The 19,690-nt window shown below is 65.4% G+C and carries 15 protein-coding genes; 6 read left to right on the top strand and 9 right to left on the bottom strand.

The window, feature by feature from the left end:
- Positions 1-12: 12 nt before the first annotated feature.
- The 4 genes from AC6CR5_RS28805 to tldD all read right to left on the bottom strand — a co-directional run bounded on the left by AC6CR5_RS28805 (position 13) and on the right by tldD (position 6,091).
- Positions 13-1,512, bottom strand: a complete 1,500-nt coding sequence (locus AC6CR5_RS28805) for an FAD-linked oxidase C-terminal domain-containing protein (RefSeq protein ID WP_020924479.1) — start codon at positions 1,510-1,512, stop codon at positions 13-15.
- 267 nt (positions 1,513-1,779) lie between these two features.
- Complete coding sequence (locus tag AC6CR5_RS28800) at positions 1,780-3,189, bottom strand: FAD-binding oxidoreductase (RefSeq protein WP_024068245.1); 1,410 nt, start codon at positions 3,187-3,189, stop codon at positions 1,780-1,782.
- 98 nt (positions 3,190-3,287) lie between these two features.
- Positions 3,288-4,361 carry a 3-deoxy-7-phosphoheptulonate synthase AroG gene (gene aroG, locus AC6CR5_RS28795; RefSeq protein ID WP_006388441.1) on the bottom strand — a complete coding sequence of 358 codons (1,074 nt, stop codon included), beginning with the start codon at positions 4,359-4,361 and terminating at the stop codon, positions 3,288-3,290.
- 269 nt (positions 4,362-4,630) lie between these two features.
- Positions 4,631-6,091, bottom strand: coding sequence for a metalloprotease TldD (gene tldD / locus AC6CR5_RS28790; protein WP_020924482.1), 1,461 nt, complete (start codon positions 6,089-6,091; stop codon positions 4,631-4,633).
- 781 nt (positions 6,092-6,872) lie between these two features.
- On the opposite strand from tldD, the gene AC6CR5_RS28785 reads away from it, so the two are divergent.
- Positions 6,873-7,259 carry an H-NS histone family protein gene (locus AC6CR5_RS28785; RefSeq protein ID WP_006388439.1) on the top strand — a complete coding sequence of 129 codons (387 nt, stop codon included), beginning with the start codon at positions 6,873-6,875 and terminating at the stop codon, positions 7,257-7,259.
- An 86-nt stretch (positions 7,260-7,345) separates the two neighbouring features.
- Here the strand turns inward: AC6CR5_RS28785 and AC6CR5_RS28780 are convergent, their stop codons facing one another.
- Positions 7,346-7,984 carry a DUF4136 domain-containing protein gene (locus tag AC6CR5_RS28780; protein WP_006388438.1) on the bottom strand — a complete coding sequence of 213 codons (639 nt, stop codon included), beginning with the start codon at positions 7,982-7,984 and terminating at the stop codon, positions 7,346-7,348.
- Positions 7,985-8,136: 152 nt separating this feature from the next.
- Between AC6CR5_RS28780 and pepN the strand changes: the two genes are divergently transcribed.
- Complete coding sequence (gene pepN / locus AC6CR5_RS28775) at positions 8,137-10,842, top strand: aminopeptidase N (RefSeq protein WP_251200408.1); 2,706 nt, start codon at positions 8,137-8,139, stop codon at positions 10,840-10,842.
- A 10-nt stretch (positions 10,843-10,852) separates the two neighbouring features.
- On the top strand, positions 10,853-11,872 hold the full coding sequence (locus AC6CR5_RS28770) for a class 1 fructose-bisphosphatase (protein ID WP_006388436.1): 1,020 nt from the start codon (positions 10,853-10,855) through the stop codon (positions 11,870-11,872).
- A gap of 72 nt (positions 11,873-11,944) precedes the next feature.
- On the opposite strand, the gene AC6CR5_RS28765 is transcribed toward AC6CR5_RS28770, so the two are convergent.
- From AC6CR5_RS28765 to alaC, 4 genes are all read right to left on the bottom strand, one after another.
- A complete protein-coding gene (locus AC6CR5_RS28765) occupies positions 11,945-12,166 on the bottom strand; it encodes a YgdI/YgdR family lipoprotein (protein WP_006393778.1) in 222 nt (73 codons plus the stop codon).
- 154 nt (positions 12,167-12,320) lie between these two features.
- Positions 12,321-13,730: a threonine synthase gene (gene thrC / locus AC6CR5_RS28760; protein ID WP_448684760.1), complete on the bottom strand. Its 1,410-nt coding sequence runs from the start codon at positions 13,728-13,730 to the stop codon at positions 12,321-12,323.
- 120 nt (positions 13,731-13,850) lie between these two features.
- The gene (locus tag AC6CR5_RS28755) at positions 13,851-15,155 is read right to left on the bottom strand and encodes a homoserine dehydrogenase (RefSeq protein WP_020924485.1); all 1,305 of its coding nucleotides are present in this window, start codon (positions 15,153-15,155) and stop codon (positions 13,851-13,853) included.
- A gap of 203 nt (positions 15,156-15,358) precedes the next feature.
- Positions 15,359-16,543, bottom strand: coding sequence for an alanine transaminase (alaC, locus tag AC6CR5_RS28750; RefSeq protein WP_006388432.1), 1,185 nt, complete (start codon positions 16,541-16,543; stop codon positions 15,359-15,361).
- Positions 16,544-16,879: 336 nt separating this feature from the next.
- Here alaC and AC6CR5_RS28745 point away from each other — a divergent pair, with 336 nt between their 5' ends.
- The 3 genes from AC6CR5_RS28745 to AC6CR5_RS28735 are packed head-to-tail and all read left to right on the top strand — an operon-like array spanning position 16,880 to position 19,570.
- Positions 16,880-17,341, top strand: coding sequence for an Mth938-like domain-containing protein (locus tag AC6CR5_RS28745; RefSeq protein WP_006388431.1), 462 nt, complete (start codon positions 16,880-16,882; stop codon positions 17,339-17,341).
- Complete coding sequence (locus AC6CR5_RS28740; protein WP_006388430.1) at positions 17,341-17,805, top strand: peroxiredoxin; 465 nt, start codon at positions 17,341-17,343, stop codon at positions 17,803-17,805. The genes AC6CR5_RS28745 and AC6CR5_RS28740 overlap by 1 nt, the downstream gene beginning before the upstream one ends.
- Before the next feature lie 58 nt (positions 17,806-17,863).
- Positions 17,864-19,570: a PhoH family protein gene (locus AC6CR5_RS28735; protein ID WP_498085120.1), complete on the top strand. Its 1,707-nt coding sequence runs from the start codon at positions 17,864-17,866 to the stop codon at positions 19,568-19,570.
- Positions 19,571-19,690: the final 120 nt, after the last annotated feature.

Below are 19,690 nucleotides of genomic sequence, written 5' to 3'. Positions count from 1 at the left end.
AAGGGAGACGTCCTAGAAGCGTGCGAGATCCGGGAAGCGCAGCTCGCCCGCGTGTACGTGCATCTTGCCGTATTCAGCGCAGCGGGCCAGCGTAGGTATGACCTTTTCGGGATTGAGCAGGCACGGCGGATCGAATGCCCGCTTGACCGCCAGGAACGCGTCGAGTTCTTCGCGAGAGAATTGCACGCACATTTGATTTATTTTCTCCATTCCCACACCGTGCTCTCCAGTCACGGTTCCTCCAACCTGCACGCACAGTTCGAGTATGGCCGCGCCGAATTTCTCGGCGCGCTCCACTTCGTCCGGTTTATTCGAATCGAACAGGATCAACGGATGCAGGTTGCCATCGCCCGCATGGAACACGTTGGCGCAACGCAGGCCGAACTCGTCTTCCATTTGCTCGATGGCGCCCAGCACCCGGGCGAGATGACGGCGCGGAATCGTGCCGTCCATGCAGTAGTAATCGGGCGACACGCGCCCGGCGGCGGGAAACGCGTTCTTGCGCCCCGCCCAGAATTTGAGCCGCTCGGCCTCCGAGGCCGACACCTGGCAGCGGGTGGACCCGGCCGCGCGGAAGATGGCTTCCATGCGCGCGATCTCGTGCGCCACTTCCTCCGGCGTGCCGTCGGATTCGCACAGCAGGATGGCCTGCGCGTCCATGTCGTAGCCGGCGCGCACGAAGGGTTCGACCATGTGCGTGGCGCGCCGGTCCATCATCTCGAGCCCGGCGGGAATGATGCCGTCGGCGATCACCTGCGTCACCGCGTTGCCCGCGGCCTCGACGCTGGAAAAACTGGCCATCACGACCTGGGCGCAGGCCGGCTTGGGAATCAGCTTGACCGTCACTTCGGTCACTACCCCCAGCATGCCTTCCGAGCCGATGAATATCGACAGCAGATCCAGTCCCGGCGCGTCCGGCGCCTCGGAACCCAGTTCCACCACGTCGCCGTCGATGGTAACCATGCGCACCCGCAGCACGTTGTGCACGGTCAGGCCGTACTTCAGGCAATGCACGCCGCCCGAATTCTCGGCGACGTTGCCTCCGATCGAACAGGCGATCTGGCTGGAAGGATCCGGCGCGTAGTACAGCCCATAGGGCGCCGCGGCCTCCGAAATGGCCAGGTTGCGCACACCGGGCTCGACCACCGCGGTCGCGCTGGCCAGGTCGATATGCTTGATGCGATTGAATTTGGACAGGCCCAGCAGCACGCCCTGGCTGTGCGGCATGGCGCCGCCCGACAGGCCGGTGCCGGCGCCGCGCGCGACCACCGGCGCATTCAGGCGCTTGCAGATGCGCATCACGGCCTGCACCTGCTCTTCGCTCTCGGGCAGGGCCACTACCGCCGGCAGCGCGCGGTACAGCGACAGGCCGTCGCATTCGTAGGGACGCGTGTCCTCTTCACGAAACAGCACGCAATGCGACGGCAGCGCGGCCGACAACGCCTCGACGAGTTGCTGCAACGAATAAGGCGCCTGCGCTTGAGCCAGGCCGGTTTCGACCAGTGAATTCATGAGCGCAACAATAGCGCGACCGCAGATTGGACGCAGGCCGGGATTTACCCGCATCCTGCGTACATCCGCCGGCCACAAGGGCGCACAGACGTAACCAGCCGTAAAGTCCCTGCGCGCCGAATGGACATGGACGTTGCCGGCCCAGGCGCCCACTTCATTCCCATCCATTGGGAATGCCTCTCGGCCATGCCCGTCGCCCGTTCCGCCGGACGAAAAAAAACCGGCGGGTCGCCCCCGCCGGCCTTCATCTGCGCCCCTTGGGACGACTCACCAGGACACGATCTTGCCCGGATTCAGGATGTTGTTCGGATCGAACGCATGCTTGAGGCTGCGCATCAGGTCCAGCGCGTCGTCACCGTGCTCTTCGGCCATGAATTGCATCTTGTGCAGGCCGACGCCGTGTTCGCCGGTGCAGGTGCCGTCGGCGGCGATCGCGCGCCGCACCAGGTTGTGGTTGATGGTTTCCGACTCCTGCCATTCGCGCTCGCTGTCGGCGTCCAGCAACATCAGCACGTGGAAATTGCCGTCGCCGACGTGGCCGACGATGGTGTATGGGAAGCTGGCCCGATCCAGTTCCTCGACCGTGTCACGCACGCAATCGGCCAGGCGCGAGATCGGCACGCATACGTCGGTGGTGCTGGCGCGGCATCCCGGACGCAATTGCAGGCCGGCGAAGTAGGCATTGTGGCGCGCGGTCCACAGGCGGCTGCGGTCCTCGGGGCGCTCGGCCCATTCGAAGTCCATGCCGCCATGCTCGGCGGTGATGGCCTGCACGGTCTCGGCCTGCTCCTGCACGCCCGCCGGACTGCCGTGGAATTCGAACACCAGCAGCGGCGTCTCGCGCAACGTCAGCTTGCTGTGCAGGTTGACGGCGCGCACGCTGGCCGCGTCCATGAACTCGACGCGCGCCACCGGCACGCCCATCTGGATGATCTCGATCACGCTTTGCACCGCGGCGTCGAGCGTGGGGAAGTTGCAGACCGCGGCCGACACGGCCTCGGGCTGCGGATACAGGCGCACTGTCACTTCGGTGATGATGCCGAGCGTGCCTTCGCTACCGACGAAGATGCGGGTCAGGTCGTAGCCGGCCGACGACTTGCGGGCGCGGCCGGCAGTGCGCACGATGCGGCCGTCGGCGGTGACCACGGTCAACGACATGACGTTCTCGCGCATGGTGCCGTAGCGCACGGCGTTGGTGCCGGAGGCGCGCGTGGCGGCCATGCCGCCCAGGCTGGCGTCGGCGCCCGGATCGATCGGGAAGAACAGGCCGGTGCTGCGGATCTCTTCATTGAGCTGCTTGCGCAGCACGCCCGCCTGCACCGTCGCGGTCAGGTCTTCGGCGTTGACGGCCAGCACCTTGTTCATCTGCGACAGGTCCAGGCTGATGCCGCCCTGGATCGCCAGGATGTGGCCTTCCAGCGACGAACCCGCGCCATAGGGAATCAGCGGCACGCGGTGCTCGTTGCACAGCCTGGCGACCTCGGCGACTTCCTCGGTGCTCTGGGCGAAGACGACGGCGTCGGGCAGCATCGCCGGATACGGCGATTCATCGCGGCCGTGGTGCTCGCGCACCGCGGAAGACTCGGAGAAACGATCGCCAAAGCGGGCGCGCAGGGCCTCGAGACAGGCGGCCGGCACCGCGCGGCGCAACGATTCAGCGTGCAGGGGAGCATTCATGATCAGCGGATTCTCGGATTGGGTAATGCGGCTATTCTACGCCGCCCGCCTTGCTGCGCCGCAAACCGCCGCCCGCGGCGGCTTGCGGCAATCCTGCCTTACTTGCCGGAGGTCAGCGCGACGCGGCGGCGTTCACGCACGGCATGGGCCAGACGCTCGAGCACGGCCACCGACGCATCCCAGTCGATGCAGCCGTCGGTGATGCTCTGGCCGTAGACCAGCGGCGTGCCCGGCACCATGTCCTGGCGGCCGCCCAGCAGGTGGCTTTCGACCATCACGCCGACCAGGCGCGCGTCGCCGGCTTCCATCTGACGCGCCACGTCCTCGATCACCAGCGGCTGGTTCTCGGGCTTCTTGCTGCTGTTGGCGTGGCTGGCATCGACCATCACGCGTTGCGCCAGACCGGCCTTGGACATGTCCTGGCAGGCCGCATCGACGCTGGCGGCATCGTAGTTCGGCGTCTTGCCGCCGCGCAGGATGACGTGACAGTCTTCGTTGCCCGCCGTCGAGACGATGGCCGAATGCCCGCCCTTGGTCACCGACAGGAAGTGGTGCGGCTGCGACGCCGCCTTGATCGCATCGACCGCGATCTTCACATTGCCGTCGGTGCCATTCTTGAAACCCACCGGACACGACAATCCGGACGCCAGTTCGCGATGCACCTGGCTCTCCGTCGTGCGCGCCCCGATCGCCCCCCAGGAAACCAGGTCCGCAATGTATTGCGGCGTAATCATGTCCAGGAACTCGCACCCCGCCGGCAGGCCCAGGCTGTTGATGTCCAGCAGCAGTTCACGCGCCACGCGCACGCCCTTGTTGATGTCGAAGCTGCCGTCCAGGTCCGGATCGTTGATCAGGCCTTTCCAGCCGACCGTGGTGCGCGGCTTCTCGAAATACACGCGCATGACGATTTCCAGATCCGCGCTCAGACGGTCGCGCACCGGCTTGAGCCGTTTCGCGTATTCGATCGCCGCACGGGTGTCGTGGATCGAACACGGGCCGATCACGACAATCATGCGGTCGTCCATGCCATGCAGGATGCGGTGCATCGACTGCCGGGCGGCGAACACGGTATCGGAGGCCTCTTTGGTGCAGGCGAACTCGCGCATCACGTGCGCGGGCGGATTCAGCTCTTTGATTTCTCGGATGCGAAGGTCGTCGGTATTGTGTGACACGGTACTGCTCCTGGGTTTCCCGCCACCGGGATCGGTCCCGGGGTGTTCCTCAAGCTGACGGCACAAAAAAAGCCGCCAGTTCGCTGGCGGCTTTTTTGGGGGGATTCTTTCCAAACTTCAGATTGAGCGCGTCCCTTCCTCCGCCAGCGGCTTCAGAAAACCATAAAAGTAAAAGTAAAAGGCGGGGGACGCGAATTTCATGGGAAAAGACTCTAGCACAAAATTTTGGAGCCGTCACGCCGGATTTCGGCGGCGGACGGCGCCCCATTTCACGCGGTGCCGCCCACCGTCAGGCCTTCCATGCGGACGGTCGGCATGCCCACGCCCACCGGCACGCTCTGGCCATCCTTGCCGCAGGTGCCCACGCCCGAATCCAGTTTCAGGTCGTCGCCGATCATGGTGACGCGGGTCATGGCGTCGGGGCCGTTGCCGATCAGCGTGGCGCCCTTGACCGGATACGTCACCTTGCCGTCCTCGATCATGTAGGCCTCGGAGGCCGAGAACACGAACTTGCCGTTGGTAATGTCGACCTGGCCGCCGCCGAAATTGACCGCATACAGGCCGCGCTTGACGGACGAGATGATTTCCTCTGGCGCCTTGTCGCCGGCCAGCATGTAGGTGTTGGTCATGCGCGGCATCGGCAGGTGCGCGAACGATTCGCGGCGGCCGTTGCCGGTGGCCGCGGTCTTCATGAGTCGCGCATTCAGGGTGTCCTGCATGTAGCCGCGCAGGATGCCGTCTTCGATCAGGACGTTGCGCTGGGTGGCGTTGCCCTCGTCGTCGATGTTGAGCGAACCGCGGCGGTCGGGGATGGTGCCGTCGTCGACCACGGTCACGCCCTTGGACGCGACGCGTTCACCGATACGGCCCGAGAACACGCTGGAGCCCTTGCGGTTGAAGTCGCCTTCCAGGCCATGGCCGACCGCTTCGTGCAGCAGGATGCCGGGCCAGCCCGACCCCAGCACCACCGTCATTTCGCCGGCGGGCGCGGGACGGGCCTCGAGGTTGACCATGGCTTCGTGCACGGCGCGCTCGACGTAGCCCTGCAACATTTCGTCGGTGAAATATGCCAGCCCCAGCCGGCCGCCGCCGCCCGCATGGCCCATTTCGCGCCGGCCATTGCGCTCGGCGATCACGGTCAGCGACAGGCGCACCAGCGGGCGCACGTCGGCGGCCAGGCGGCCATCGCTGCCGGCCACCAGCACCACGTCGTACTCGGCGCCCAGGCCGGCCATGACCTGGATCACATGCGGGTCGCGGGCCCGCGCCATGCGTTCGATGCGTTCAAGCAAGGCGACCTTCTCGGGGGCGCTCAGTGTGGCCACCGGATCGATGTCCGCATACAGGCTGCGGCCCATCTCGGCTTCGACCTGCGCCGCGACCTTGACCTTGCCGGCGCCGCGGCGGGCGATGCCGCGCACCGCGTGGGCCGACGACAGCAGCGCCTCGGGCGACAGGGAATCGGAATAGGCGAAAGCGGTTTTCTCGCCGCTCACGGCGCGCACGCCGACCCCCTGGCTGATGGAGAAGCTGCCGGTCTTGACGATGCCCTCTTCCAGGCTCCAGCCTTCGCTGCGGGTGTATTGGAAGTACAGGTCGGCATAGTCGACCTTGTGGGTGAAGATTTCGCCGAGCGCGCGCGCCATGTCGGCCTCGGTCAGCCCCCAGGGGTCGAGCAACAGCGATTTGGCGGTGGCCAGGGATGCAATAGCGGGATCGATGATTTTCATAGGACTCTGTTTGGGGGCGCAGGCGCGGAAAACGCGGCAGCCGTGACACGCAAGCCTCTATCGTAACGCCGACACGGGTCCGGCGTCCCGGGCCGCGAATATTGTCTATCAAGTTAACCAATTGGGGACCGTTCCCAAACTGTTGCGGGCTCGCGGCACAAAATAAGAAAGCCCCCGGCACGACCCGGACGCCAGCGGCTCCGTCGCCGTCCGGACGCGCCCAATCGGCCTGCCGTGCTTGGATCAAAAACTTGTCATACAACCCAACGACAAAATGAACACCCGAAAAAAAACACGGCGCAAGGGGGCACGCATACCATTCTCGCAGGATGGGAATGAAAATCCGCATACCCTGGCCAAATCCGCGAATATGCCACGGTATCCATGTCGTCCTACCACTGATTTGCCGCGCGCATTCCTCATCCGCGGAATTTGCCAAACCCTGGCCAGGCGTGTTCCCTTACCGCGAAAAATACCGATTCCCTTCTCATCCGCTCGCTTCGTGAAACAAAACCGTGCAATTCGGCGCCCGACCGGCAGCATTCGTCCGCCCCGTGAACCAAAGACTATCTTGTTTCAATTAGTCCCAAATTTGGGAATATCATTCCCAATACTTGTTCCAGGCCGGAAGCCGCAAGCCTGAACGCTCTCGGGCGGTTTTGATACAAAGTAATTAGTCCGAAACTGCGGCAATGGCTCGGTAACTTCTGTATTATGCGAGGCACAACAAATAAACATAACTCCGCCGGCGATTAAAGCAGTTCCATAATCAGGAATAACCATGGCCCGAGAAACCTACGCAGCTCTGCAAGCAAAGATCGAAAAGGAAATCAACAAGCTCCAAAAGAAGGCTGAAGTCCTCCAGACCAAGCGTCGCAAGCCGGTGATCGCTTCGATCATCACCTCGATGCGCGAGTACGACATCACGCCCGAAGAAATTGCCGCCGCCTTTGGTGCTGGCAAATCCGTTCGCACCGCCAGCAGCGGTGGTCGCCGCAAGACCGGCGCCGCCGCCCGCCCCGCCAACGCCGCCAAACGCGCCGTTGCGCCCAAGTACCGTCATCCCCAGACCGGGGAGACCTGGAGCGGCCGCGGCAAGGCGCCTCGCTGGCTCGCCGCGGAAGAAGCCGCGGGGGCCACGCGCGACAGCTTTCTTATCAAAGAATAAAACCTATCTTTCAGTAAGAAAAATAAAGGCGCACCAAAATGGTGCGCCTTTTTTATTTTCGAACAATCCTTGCGGGCTGCTGAAATTTACTGAACCGGGAATTGGATTTCGCGCTCCGCGCCATTATTTCCTGGAAAGTTGTCAAATATTGCACGAACCAGATAGGGCATCATGCGCATGAAATTGTCCTGCTCGCTGAGTATGAAAGCGCTGGACCGATAGACTTCGGCCCCGCCCCGCTGGCTGTCGTGGATCTGCAGCGTGAGCGTATTGCGCTGGGCCACCACGGGCACGTCGACCCATTCGGGGCCCCAGTAGCCGTAGTAACCACCCCAGGGACGCGGGCCGTAGAAACCGCCATAACCGTAACCGCCATTGAAATACGGATCGTACGGGCGCCGCACCATGACCTGCGTCTGCGTCGTGCCATAACGGAACGAGACATTGAAACGGGCCTTGGCGCCGCCCTGGGCCTCCACCAGTCCGGTGGCGCCGATACCGGCGCGAACCATGTCCTGGTAGGACTGGTATTCGAGGTTATTGGCCTGCGACGGCTCGGCCGGCACGAATTGGTAAGTCTGGCCTTCGACCCCGGCAGGCCATTGCTGGAACGAGGTGACGCGCGCCGATACGGTGGGGGTGGCGCATCCGCTCAGCACCAGTGCCCCGAATACGGCCAGGACGGCCGCCCAGCGGCCGGTATTGAACGGGAAAGAACGGAACATTTGCAACTCCTCATCGCGCGCAACGGCGCCCATCATACTGAGCTTGGACCGCGCGGCCCGTGGAAAGTTTACGCCTTGCGACGCCTTGCAGCCCTGCGCCCGGCGACCCAGCCACTACAATAGGACTCTCGTTCATACAGGACTGCAATCCCATGCGCACCGACACGCCCGTTACCGTATACCGCAAGGATTACCAGCCCTACCCCTACGACATCCCGCAGGTTTCCCTCGCCTTCGATCTCGCGCCCGACAGCACCGAAGTCCGCTGCGTCATGCGGGTCCGGCGCAAAGCCGAGGCCAGCGCCGACGCCGCGCTGGTGCTCGATGGCGAAGAGCTGGAACTCGTTTCGGTAGCGGTGGATGGCCAGGCGCTGCCCCCCGACCGCTACCACCTGTCCGAACACAGCCTGGCGCTGTACGGCCTGCCCGCCGAGGCCAAGGTCGAGATCGTCAGCCGCTGCAAACCCTCGGCCAACTCCACGCTGATGGGCCTGTACGTTTCGGGCGGCAATTTCTTCACGCAATGCGAGGCCGAGGGTTTTCGCCGCATCACCTGGTTCGCCGACCGTCCCGACGTCATGTCGCGCTATCGCGTGACCTTGCGCGCCGCGCCGGCCTACCCGGTACTGCTGTCCAACGGCAACCTGGTGGCCTCGCGCCAACTGCCCGACGGCCGCAACGAGGTTGAATGGGAAGATCCGTTCCCCAAGCCCTGCTACCTGTTCGCCCTGGTGGGCGGCAACCTGACCCACCGCGAAACCACGGTCAAGACCGCCAGCGGCCGCGACGTGTTGTTGCAGGTCTACAGCGACCCGGGCGCCGAGACCAAGACCGAATGGGCGCTGGATTCCCTGGTGCGCGCGCTGCGCTGGGACGAAACCCGCTTCGGCCTGGAACTCGACCTGGACCGCTTCATGGTGGTGGCCGTCCATGATTTCAATATGGGCGCGATGGAGAACAAGGGCCTGAACATTTTCAATGCCGCCTACGTGCTGGCCGACGCGGATACCGCCACGGACGCCAACTACGAAGGCATCGAATCGGTCATCGGCCACGAGTACTTCCACAACTGGACCGGCAACCGCGTCACCTGCCGCGACTGGTTCCAGTTGAGCCTGAAGGAAGGCCTGACGGTCTTCCGCGACCAGGAATTCAGCGCCGACATGATGGCGCAGGACATGGACGAGGCCGCTGCCGCCAGCGCCCGCGCGGTCAAGCGCATCGACGACGTGGTGACGCTGCGCGCGGCGCAGTTCCCCGAGGACGCGGGCCCGATGGCCCACCCGATCCGCCCCGACAGCTACCAGGAAATCGGCAATTTCTATACCGCCACGGTGTACGAGAAAGGCGCCGAAGTCATCCGCATGCAGCACACGCTGCTGGGCGAGGCGGGCTTTCGCGCCGGCATGGACGAGTATTTCCGCCGCCACGACGGCCAGGCCGTGACCTGCGACGACTTCGTCGCCGCCATGGAATCGGTCTACACGCGCCAGCACCCGGGCCGTGATCTGTCGGTGTTCCGCAACTGGTACCGCCAGGCGGGCACGCCGCGCGTGACGGTCAAGCTGACGCACGACGCCGCGGCGCGCCGCTGCACCGTGACGCTGTCGCAGGAATGCCAGCCGGTCGGCGTCGAGAAGAAGGCCCCCGCCGGCTTCGTCAAGGCGCCGTACCACATCCCGTTCGCCATCGGCCTGCTGGACCGCCATGGCCGCGCCCTGCCCCTGCGGCTCGACGGCGTGGAGCGTGACACGGCGCTGCTGGAGCTGACCACGCAAACCCAGCAATGGCATTTCGACGGCATCGACGAGATGCCAGTGCCTTCGCTGCTGCGCGATTTTTCCGCGCCGGTGATCGTCGAGTACGACTGGAGCGACGAGGAACTGGCGCTGCTGTCGGCCCACGACGGCAACCCCTTCGCGCGCTGGGAAGCCGGCCAGGAACTGGCCACCCGCCAGATCCTGGCGCTGGCCGAGGCGCGCCAGGCCGGCCGCACGCTGCACGCCGACCCGGCCTTCATCGCCGCCTGGCGCGCGCTGTTGACCGACCCGGCGCTGGATGCCGCCTACCGCGCCCGCGCCCTGGCGCTGCCGTCGGAAAAGACGCTGGCCGAACGCATGCAGGCCGTTGATCCGCCGGCGCTGGCGGTGGCGCGCGACTTCCTACGCGCCGAGCTGGGCCGGCAGTTGGCGGCCGAATTCCGCCAGGCCTTCGATGACAACCAGACGCCGGGCGCATACAGCCCCGCGCCAGTGCCGGCCGGCAAGCGCGCGATGAAGAACCTGGCGCTCAGCCATCTGATGGCGGCCGGCGAGCACGAGGCGCAGCGCCTGGCCGAGCAGCAATACGAGCACGCCGGCAACATGACCGACAGCATGGCGGCGCTGTCGGCCCTGATCAACTACGGCCAGGGCGATTTCCCGCAACAGGCGCTGGCCGCGTTCTACGACAGGTGGCGCGACAACGCGCTGGTGGTGGACAAGTGGTTCGCGTTGCAGGCCGCGGCGCGCTACACCACGGTGCAAACCGCGCGCGAGCTGATGACGCACCCGGCCTTCACGCTGCGCAATCCCAACCGGGCGCGCGCGCTGATTTTCCAGTTCTGCCTGAACAACGCCCGCGGCATGCACCATCCGGATGGATCGGGCTACGCCTTCTGGGCCGAGCAGGTGCTGGCGCTGGATGCGCTCAATCCCGAAATCGCGGCGCGCCTGGCGCGCGCCCTGGACAACTGGTCGCGCTACGTGCCCGCCCTGCGCGGCCCCATGCAGGAAGCCCTGCAGCGGGTGCGCGGCCACGAGGGGCTGTCGCGCAACGTGCAGGAAATCGTATCCAAGGCTTTAGAATTCGCAGCATAGGGAGAACCTCTTGAAACGTAAAACACTTACCCAATACCTGGTGGAGCAGCAACGCTCCGCGCAGGCCCTGGCCCCCGAAGTGCGGCTGCTCATCGAAGTCGTGGCGCGCGCCTGCAAGGCGATCAGCCACGCGGTCAGCAAGGGCGCGCTCGGCGGCGTCCTGGGCAGCCTCGAAAGCGAGAACGTGCAGGGCGAAGTGCAGAAGAAGCTGGACGTGCTGTCCAACGAGATCCTGCTCGAAGCCAACGAATGGGGCGGCCATCTTGCGGCCATGGCCTCGGAAGAGATGGAGACCATCCACCTGATTCCGAACCGCTACCCCAAGGGCGAATACCTGCTGCTGTTCGATCCGCTGGACGGCTCGTCGAACATCGACGTGAACGTGTCGATCGGCACCATCTTCTCGGTGCTGCACGCTCCTCACAACGTGTCGGGCGCGCCGGTCTGTGAGGCCGACTTCCTGCAGCCGGGCAACAAGCAGGTGGTGGCCGGCTATGCCGTCTACGGCCCGCAGACCATGTTGGTGCTGACCATCGGCAACGGCGTGGTCGGCTTCACGCTGGACCGCGAAATGGGCTCGTGGGTGCTGACCCACGAGAACATCCGCGTGCCGGAGGACACCAAGGAATTCGCCATCAACATGTCGAACATGCGCCACTGGGCCGCCCCGGTCAAGCGCTACATCGACGACTGCCTGGCCGGCTCCACCGGCCCCCTGGGCAAGGACTACAACATGCGCTGGATCGCCTCGATGGTGGCCGACGTGCATCGCATCCTGACCCGCGGCGGCATCTTCATGTACCCCTGGGACGCGCGCGAGCCGGGCAAGGCCGGCAAGCTGCGCCTGATGTACGAAGCCAACCCCATGAGCTTCCTCATCGAACAGGCCGGCGGCGCCTCCATCAACGGCACCCAGCGCATCATGGACATCCAGCCGGAAAAGCTGCACCAGCGCGTCAGCGTGATCCTGGGCTCGAAGAACGAAGTCGAGCGCGTGGGCCGCTACCACGCCGAGGACGCGGGCAAGTAAGCCACGCACGCGGCCAAACGAAAAGCCCCGGCCTTGAGCCGGGGCTTTTTTCATCCAGATCCCGCGAAGGGGTTACTTGACCTCTTCGATGGACTTCACGTCGTCCTTGTTGATCTGGACCTTCTTGCCGTCCTTGTCGTACTCGTACATGCCGGACTTCTTGTCGTAGGTCGGCGTGTCGGGGGTCACGGTCGAGGTCCCGTCCCGTTGCTGAATAACCGAGGGCGACGAGCATCCGGCCAGCACCCCTACTCCGGTCACCACCAGGGCCAACGTCATGGTCTTCAGATTCATGGGCGTGTTCTCCGATTGTGAATGGTGGATTCACTGTATCGGATGACCGCCCGGAAAAAGTGACGGCATGTGGCCAAAATGCGTATGAACGTAAAAAACCCCTCGCGGTTCACACCGGCGAGGGGTTGCAACCCCATACAACCGCAAGCTGCCTTTACACCTTGGCGTGCGCCTCGATGTAGCGGCGCACGGCGGCGACATCGCAGTCCATGACTTCAACGCGCTGCGGCAACGATTCCAGGTTGGCCAGGTTGCCCGGCGGCGTGGCCGGACGGCCCAGCGCGGCCTCGATGGTTTCCGAGAACTTGGCCGGCAAGGCGGTTTCCAGAACCAGCATCGGCACGCCGGGTTCGACGTGCTCGCGCGCGACCTTGACGCCGTCGGCGGTGTGCGGATCGACCAGCACGCCGGTCTGGTCGTAGAGCGAACGGATGGTGGCCAGACGGTCATCGTGCGTGCTGGCGCCCGAGACGAAGCCGTACTGCGCCTCGAATTGCGGCTTGAGCGCTGACAGGTCGAAGAAACCATCGCGCGCCATGTCGGCCCACAGCGCCTTGACGCGGCCGGCGTCGCGGCCCACCAGGTCGAACACGAAGCGCTCGAAGTTCGAGGCGCGCGAAATGTCCATCGACGGGCTGGAGGTGGCGTAGGTCTGCTCGGCCGGACGCGGACGATAGATGCCGGTGCGGAAGAATTCTTCCAGCACGTTGTTCTCGTTGGTGGCCAGCACCAGGCGGCGTACCGGCAGGCCCATGCCGCGGGCGATGTGGCCCGACAGGATGTTGCCGAAGTTGCCCGAGGGCACCGTGAACGAGACCTGCTGGCCCGGCTTGTCGGTGGCGCGCAGCCAGCCGTGGAAGTAGTACACCACCTGGGCGGCGATGCGCGCCCAGTTGATCGAGTTGACCGCGCCCAGGCGGTACTTGGCCTTGAAAGCCAGGTCGCCGGCCAGCGCCTTGACGATGTCCTGGGCTTCGTCGAACACGCCGCGCACGGCGATGTTGTGGATGTTCTCGTCCTGCAGCGAGTACATCTGGGCGCGCTGGAACGCGCTCATGCGGCCGTGCGGCGACAGCATGAACACGGCCACGCCGCGTTTGCCGCGCAGCGCGTATTCGGCCGCCGAACCGGTGTCGCCGGAGGTGGCGCCGACGATGTTGAGCGTGGTGCCGCGTTGGGTCAGCACGTACTCGAACACCTGGCCGAGGAACTGCATGGCCATGTCCTTGAAGGCCAGCGTCGGGCCTTCGGACAGCCCCAGCAGCGACAGGCCGTCGTTCAGCGGACGCAGCGGGACGATGTCTTCGCTGTTGAAGATCTGCGGGGTGTAGGCGGCGCGGGTCAGGCGGCGCAGGTCCTCGGCCGGGATGTCGGTGGCAAAGCGCGACAGCACTTCGAACGCCAGGTCGGCGTACGACAGGCCGCGCCACGATTCCAGCGTCTCGGCCGAAATCTGCGGCAACTGTTCCGGCACGGCCAGGCCGCCGTCCGGCGCCAGCCCTTCGAGCAGGATGTCGGAGAACGGCTGGGGCGCCATGCCCCCACGGGTTGAGATGTATTTCATATCAGAAACTCCACAATGCACGGCATCCCGCCGAGCCAGGCCGCGCGGAGCCGGCTCCGCCGGGCCGCCGCCGGCGCCCCCTTGAGGGGGAAGCGCCGCCGGCGCTTCGGGGGTGGGACCTCATACCAAATGCTCCACGCGCAGGCGCGTGACCTTGGAACGTACGAACGGCAAGGCCTCGATGCGCTCGATGGCCTGGTTGACGTTGCCTTCCACCGCTTCATGCGTCAGGAAGATGATGTCCGCGCCGCCGATGTGCGAAGGCTGCTGGATCATCGAGCCGATCGAGATCGAGCGGTCGGCCAGGAGGCGCGCGATGTCGGCCAGCACGCCCGGCTGGTCGTCCACGCGCAGGCGCAGGTAGTACGACGTGCTGACCTGTTCGATCGGCAGGATCGGCGTGTCGGCCATGGCGTCCGGCTGGAACGCCAGATGCGGCACGCGGTTGCCCGGATCGGCGGTGTGCAGGCGGGTCACGTCGACCAGGTCGGCTACCACCGCCGAGGCGGTCGGCTCTTCGCCGGCGCCCTGGCCGTAGTACAGCGTCGGGCCGACGGCGTCGCCCTTGACCAGCACCGCGTTCATCGCGCCTTCGACGTTGGCCAGCAGGCGCTCGGCCGGCACCAGCGCCGGATGCACGCGCAGCTCGATGCCGTCGGCGCGGCGCTTGGTGATGCCCAGCAGCTTGATGCGGTAGCCCAGGCGCTCGGCGTGCTCGATGTCCTCGGCGGCCAGTTGCGAGATGCCTTCGATGTAGGCGCGGTCGAACTGCACCGGCACGCCGAAGGCCAGCGAGGCCAGCAGCGTCAGCTTGTGCGCGGCATCGACGCCTTCCACGTCGAACGTGGGATCGGCTTCGGCGTAGCCCAGGCGCTGGGCCTCGGCCAGCACGTCGGCGAACGGCAGGCCGCGCGAGCGCATTTCCGACAGGATGAAATTGGTGGTGCCGTTGATGATGCCGGCGACCCACTGGATGCGGTTGGCGGTCAGGCCTTCGCGGATCGCCTTGATGATGGGGATGCCGCCGGCGACGGCGGCTTCGAACGCCACCATCACGCCGCGCTCGGAAGCCGCGGCGAAGATCTCGTTGCCGTGCTTGGCCAGCAGCGCCTTGTTGGCGGTGACCACGTGCTTGCCGTTGGCGATGGCTTCCAGCACCAGCTCGCGCGCCAGGGTATCGCCGCCGATCAGCTCGACCACGATGTCGATCTCGGGATCGCGCACCAGCGCGTGCACGTCGGTGTCCACGGGCAGCGTGTCGCCGACGCGGGCGCGCGCCTTGGGCACGTCGCGCACGGCGGCGCGGGTCACTTCAATGCGGCGACCGGCGCGGCGCGCGATCTCTTCCGCATTGCGCGACAGCACCGTCCAGGTGCCGCCGCCGACCACGCCCAGGCCGAGCAGGCCCACTTTCATGGGATTCATCGCGGCGCCCTCCGCGGGCGGGCGTTGAGGCGAATTCATTTCATTTCTCCATAATGCGGGCGCTACGCCACGCAAGCCACGCAAAAAACGGCTGCCCCCGTATCGGGATGCCGCGGATCCGGCTCCGCCGGTCCGCAGGCATGCCCCCTCGAGGGGGAAGCGCCGCAGGCGCTTCGGGGGTGGGCCTACCTTCGGGGGGGACCTTACCTATAGCCGTCCTTGCGGAACATGTCCTTGATGCCGCGCACCGCCTGGCGGGTGCGCTGCTCGTTTTCGATAAGAGCGAAGCGCACGTATTCGTCGCCATACTCGCCGAAGCCGATCCCGGGGGACACGGCCACTTTCGCATCCGACAGGACACGCTTGGCAAACTCCAAAGAGCCCATCGCCCGGTAGGGTTCGGGGATCTGCGCCCAGATGTACATGGACGCCTTGGGAATTTCCACATTCCAACCTGCTTCGTGCAGACCGCGCGCGAGCACGTCGCGGCGGCTTTGGTACTGCGCCACGATCTCGTTCACGCAGTCCTGCGGGCCGTCCAGGGCTGCGATCGAAGCCACCTGGATCGGCGTGAACGTGCCGTAGTCGTGATAGCTCTTGATGCGCGCCAACGCGCCCACCAGCTCGCGGTTGCCGACCATGTAGCCGATGCGCCAGCCCGCCATGTTGTAGCTCTTGCTCATGGTGAAGAACTCGACCGCGACATCGCGCGCGCCGGGCACCTGCATGATCGAGGGGGCGACGTAGCCGTCGAAGGTGATGTCGGCGTAGGCCAGGTCGTGCACCACCAGGATGTCGTGTTCCTTGGCCAGGGCCACCACGCGCTCGAAGAACGACAGGTCGACGCACTGGGCGGTCGGGTTGCTGGGGAAGCCCAGCACCATCATCTTGGGCTTGGGAATCGATTCGCGCACGGCGCGCTCGAGTTCCTCGAAGAAGTCCACGCCCGGCGTCATGCGCACGGAGCGGATGTTGGCGCCGGCGATGACCGCGCCGTAGATGTGGATCGGGTAGCTGGGGTTGGGCACCAGCACCGTGTCGCCGCGGTCCAGGGTGGCCAGCATCAGGTGCGCCAGGCCTTCCTTGGAGCCGATGGTGACGATGGCTTCGGAATCGGGGTCGAACTCGACCGCATAGCGGCGCTGGTACCAGTCGCAGATGGCCTTGCGCAGGCGCGGGATGCCCTTGGATACCGAGTAGCCGTGGGTGGTCGGGCGGGTGGTGGCCTCGACCATCTTGTCGACGATGTGCTTGGGAGTGGCGCCGTCCGGATTGCCCATCGACATGTCGATGATGTCCTCGCCGCGCCGACGGGCTGCCATCTTGAGCTCGCCGGTAATGTTGAAAACGTACGGGGGCAAACGCTCAATGCGAGAGAACTTCCTCATGATGGGAATCCTTAGGGGCGAAGGGGCAAAAATCCAGGGCGCGGGCGCGCGAAGGGGAAACGGGCTCAAAAGCCGCGCCAGCGCAGGTTTGCGGCGCAGCAAAACCCTGTAATCTAGCGCAAGGACGCCCGGGCGGCAAATGGAACAAAAATAGGGCCTGCTTGATGGCGAATTTGGTGGCGAAAATGCCCGCCCGCCCGCCGGGCCGCCCCAAGGGCGGGCAGCCCCCACGGGGGGCGGAGCGCGAGCGCAACGAGTCAAGCGTGGGGGTATTCCCTTTGCAACATACGGCCATCCTGATGCGCTATTATCGGAACCATAAAGCCGGAGTATTTATTGAAGCTGCATACCGATCCTGCGACGGCCGCCCTGAACACCGTCACCGCTTATGGTGATGGCTATATCGAGGTCAACCAGGTACGTTTTTCCTCCTCGGTCGCTTTTGGCCCCGAAGGCGAAGTTACCCCTTGGCCCGTTCAGTCGCCGGCCGACATCACCCCCACCCTCTTGCGCCAGGCGGCCGGATTGTCCGAACCCGTCCGCGACCCGTTGGCGTTCCTGGACGAACCCGAAGCCACCCCCAGCCGCCCGGCCAATGCGCCGGAAGTGCTGCTGGTCGGCACGGGCGGCCGGCAACAGTTCCTGCGCCCCGAGGTGCTGCGTCCCCTGTTGGCGGCCGGCATCGGCGTCGAAATCATGGACACCCACGCCGCCTCGCGCACGTACAACATCCTGATGGCGGAGGGCCGGCGCGTGGTCGTCGCCCTCATCCCCCCCAACGGAGACCCCCAGACATGATGATGCCCATCATCGGCAAGCCCGCCCCGCTGTTCACCGCTGAAAGCACCATCGGGCCGATCAGCCTGGAGCAGTGCCAGGGTCGCGCCGTGATCCTGTATTTCTACCCCAAGGACAACACCCCTGGCTGCACCACCGAGAGCCAGGATTTCCGCGACCTGCACGCCGACTTCCTGTCGGCCAGCGCCGTGGTGGTCGGAATTTCGCGCGATTCGCTGAAGTCGCACGAGAACTTCAAGGCCAAGTACGAGCTTCCTTTCCCTCTCATCTCCGACGCCGACGAAACCGTGTGCAACCTGTACGGCGTCATCAAGCAGAAGAACATGTACGGCAAGCAGGTGCGCGGCATCGAGCGCAGCACCTTTCTGATCGACGCTTATGGCGTGCTGGTGCAGGAGTGGCGCGGGGTGAAGGTCCCGGGCCACGCCAAGGAAGTCCTGCAGGCCGCCAAGAGCATCGGTTAGCCGTGCACAGGAACACCCGTCAGGTGCCATAGCCGGCCCATACTGGAGAGTGACGCATATGCCGCTTCCGAAGTTGCCCACCCGCCCCGCAGCCATCCTGACCTTCCCCTCGGGCGATAACACCCGGGCGCAGGCCCGCACGACCAAGACCGCCGCTGCGCGGTCCAATACCAATACCCAGGCCGCCCTGGCCGAAGACGACGAGGACGAGCTGCTGGTCCAGCCCGAACTCGACGGTATCGGCTCGCCGGCCCGCAAGGCGCAGATCCCGGCCCGCCAGGTTCCCCCCCCGCCGCCCGCCGCGCCGGCGCCGCGCCCCCAGGCCCGCCAGGCCAAACCCGCGCCGGCCCCGGCCAAGCGCGCCAAGGCGCGTGCCCAGAACGCCCCGCGCAAGCTGTTCGTGCTGGACACCAACGTGCTGCTGCACGACCCCAGCTCGCTGTTCCGCTTCGAAGAGCACGACATCTTCCTGCCGATGATGACGCTCGAAGAACTGGACCACCAGAAAAAGGGTATGTCGGAAGTGGCGCGCAACGCTCGCCAGGTCAGCCGTTCGCTCGATGCCCTGGTGCAGGACGCGACCCAACTCGAAGACGGCCTGGAGCTGGCCAAGCTGGGCAACAAGGACGCCACCGGGCGCCTGATGTTCCAGACCACCGCCATCCACAGCACCCTGCCGTCGGACCTGCCCATGGGCAAGGCCGACAACCAGATCCTGGGCGTGGTGCGCGCGCTGCAGGAAAAATACCCGCAGCGCGAAGTCGTGCTGGTGTCCAAGGACATCAACATGCGCCTGAAGGCGCGCGCGCTGGGCATGGCCGCGGAAGACTACTTCAACGACCACGTCCTGGAAGACTCGGACCTGATGTACTCGGGCGTGATGCAGCTGCCCGAGGACTTCTGGAACAAGCACGGCAAGGACGTCGAATCCTGGCAACAGGGCGGCACCACCTTCTACCGCATCCACGGCCCGCTGTGTTCGCAGTTCGTGGTCAACCAGTTCGTCTACTTCGAAGGCCAGATGCCGCTGTACGCCCAGGTGCGCGAGGTCAGCGGCAAGATGGCGGTGCTGGCGACGCTGCGTGACTACACCCACGGCAAGAACAACGTCTGGGGCATCACCGCGCGCAACCGCGAGCAGAACTTCGCCATGAACCTGCTGATGAACCCGGAATGCGACTTCGTGTCGCTGCTGGGCCAGGCGGGCACGGGCAAGACGCTGCTGGCGCTGGCGGCCGGCATCACCCAGGTGCTGGAAACCAAGCGCTACACCGAGATCATCATGACCCGCGTCACGGTGCCCGTCGGCGAAGACATCGGCTTTCTGCCCGGCACCGAGGAAGAGAAGATGCTGCCCTGGATGGGCGCGCTGGAAGACAACCTCGACGTGCTGAACATGGGCGAAGGCGAAGGCAACGGCGACTGGGGGCGCGCCGCCACCATGGACCTGATCCGTTCGCGTATCAAGGTCAAGTCGCTGAACTTCATGCGCGGGCGCACCTTCCTGAACAAGTACCTGATCATCGACGAGGCCCAGAACCTGACGCCCAAGCAGATGAAGACGCTGGTGACCCGCGCCGGCCCCGGCACCAAGGTGATCTGCCTGGGCAACATCGCCCAGATCGACACCCCCTACCTGACCGAAGGCAGCTCGGGCCTGACGTTCGTGGTCGACCGTTTCAAGGGCTGGCCGCATTCGGGCCACGTGACCTTGCAGCGCGGCGAACGCTCGCGCCTGGCGGACTACGCCGGAGACGTGCTGTGAACCCTCGCGGGTGAGTCTCCACGCCGCGCCCACCGCCGTGGGCGGACGCCGCCTCCCCGGGACGGCGCCTCCAAAGAAAAAGCCCCTTGAGCGATCAAGGGGCTTTTTTATCACCGGGGC

This window comes from Achromobacter sp. EG18, from assembly GCF_059759395.1.
This window is presented reverse-complemented; position numbering and strand designations above follow the sequence as displayed.

Coding starts and splice junctions, on each gene's coding strand:
- AC6CR5_RS28755 (WP_020924485.1), bottom strand. CDS start 15,155: ATGAATCCCATGAAAGTGGGCCTGCTCGGCCTGGGCGTGGTCGGCGGC.
- AC6CR5_RS28780 (WP_006388438.1), bottom strand. CDS start 7,984: ATGTTCCGTTCTTTCCCGTTCAATACCGGCCGCTGGGCGGCCGTCCTG.
- tldD (WP_020924482.1), bottom strand. CDS start 6,091: ATGAAAATCATCGATCCCGCTATTGCATCCCTGGCCACCGCCAAATCG.
- alaC (WP_006388432.1), bottom strand. CDS start 16,543: ATGAGGAAGTTCTCTCGCATTGAGCGTTTGCCCCCGTACGTTTTCAAC.
- pepN (WP_251200408.1), top strand. CDS start 8,137: ATGCGCACCGACACGCCCGTTACCGTATACCGCAAGGATTACCAGCCC.
- AC6CR5_RS28765 (WP_006393778.1), bottom strand. CDS start 12,166: ATGAATCTGAAGACCATGACGTTGGCCCTGGTGGTGACCGGAGTAGGG.
- AC6CR5_RS28800 (WP_024068245.1), bottom strand. CDS start 3,189: ATGAATGCTCCCCTGCACGCTGAATCGTTGCGCCGCGCGGTGCCGGCC.
- AC6CR5_RS28785 (WP_006388439.1), top strand. CDS start 6,873: ATGGCCCGAGAAACCTACGCAGCTCTGCAAGCAAAGATCGAAAAGGAA.
- AC6CR5_RS28805 (WP_020924479.1), bottom strand. CDS start 1,512: ATGAATTCACTGGTCGAAACCGGCCTGGCTCAAGCGCAGGCGCCTTAT.
- thrC (WP_448684760.1), bottom strand. CDS start 13,730: ATGAAATACATCTCAACCCGTGGGGGCATGGCGCCCCAGCCGTTCTCC.
- AC6CR5_RS28735 (WP_498085120.1), top strand. CDS start 17,864: ATGCCGCTTCCGAAGTTGCCCACCCGCCCCGCAGCCATCCTGACCTTC.
- AC6CR5_RS28740 (WP_006388430.1), top strand. CDS start 17,341: ATGATGCCCATCATCGGCAAGCCCGCCCCGCTGTTCACCGCTGAAAGC.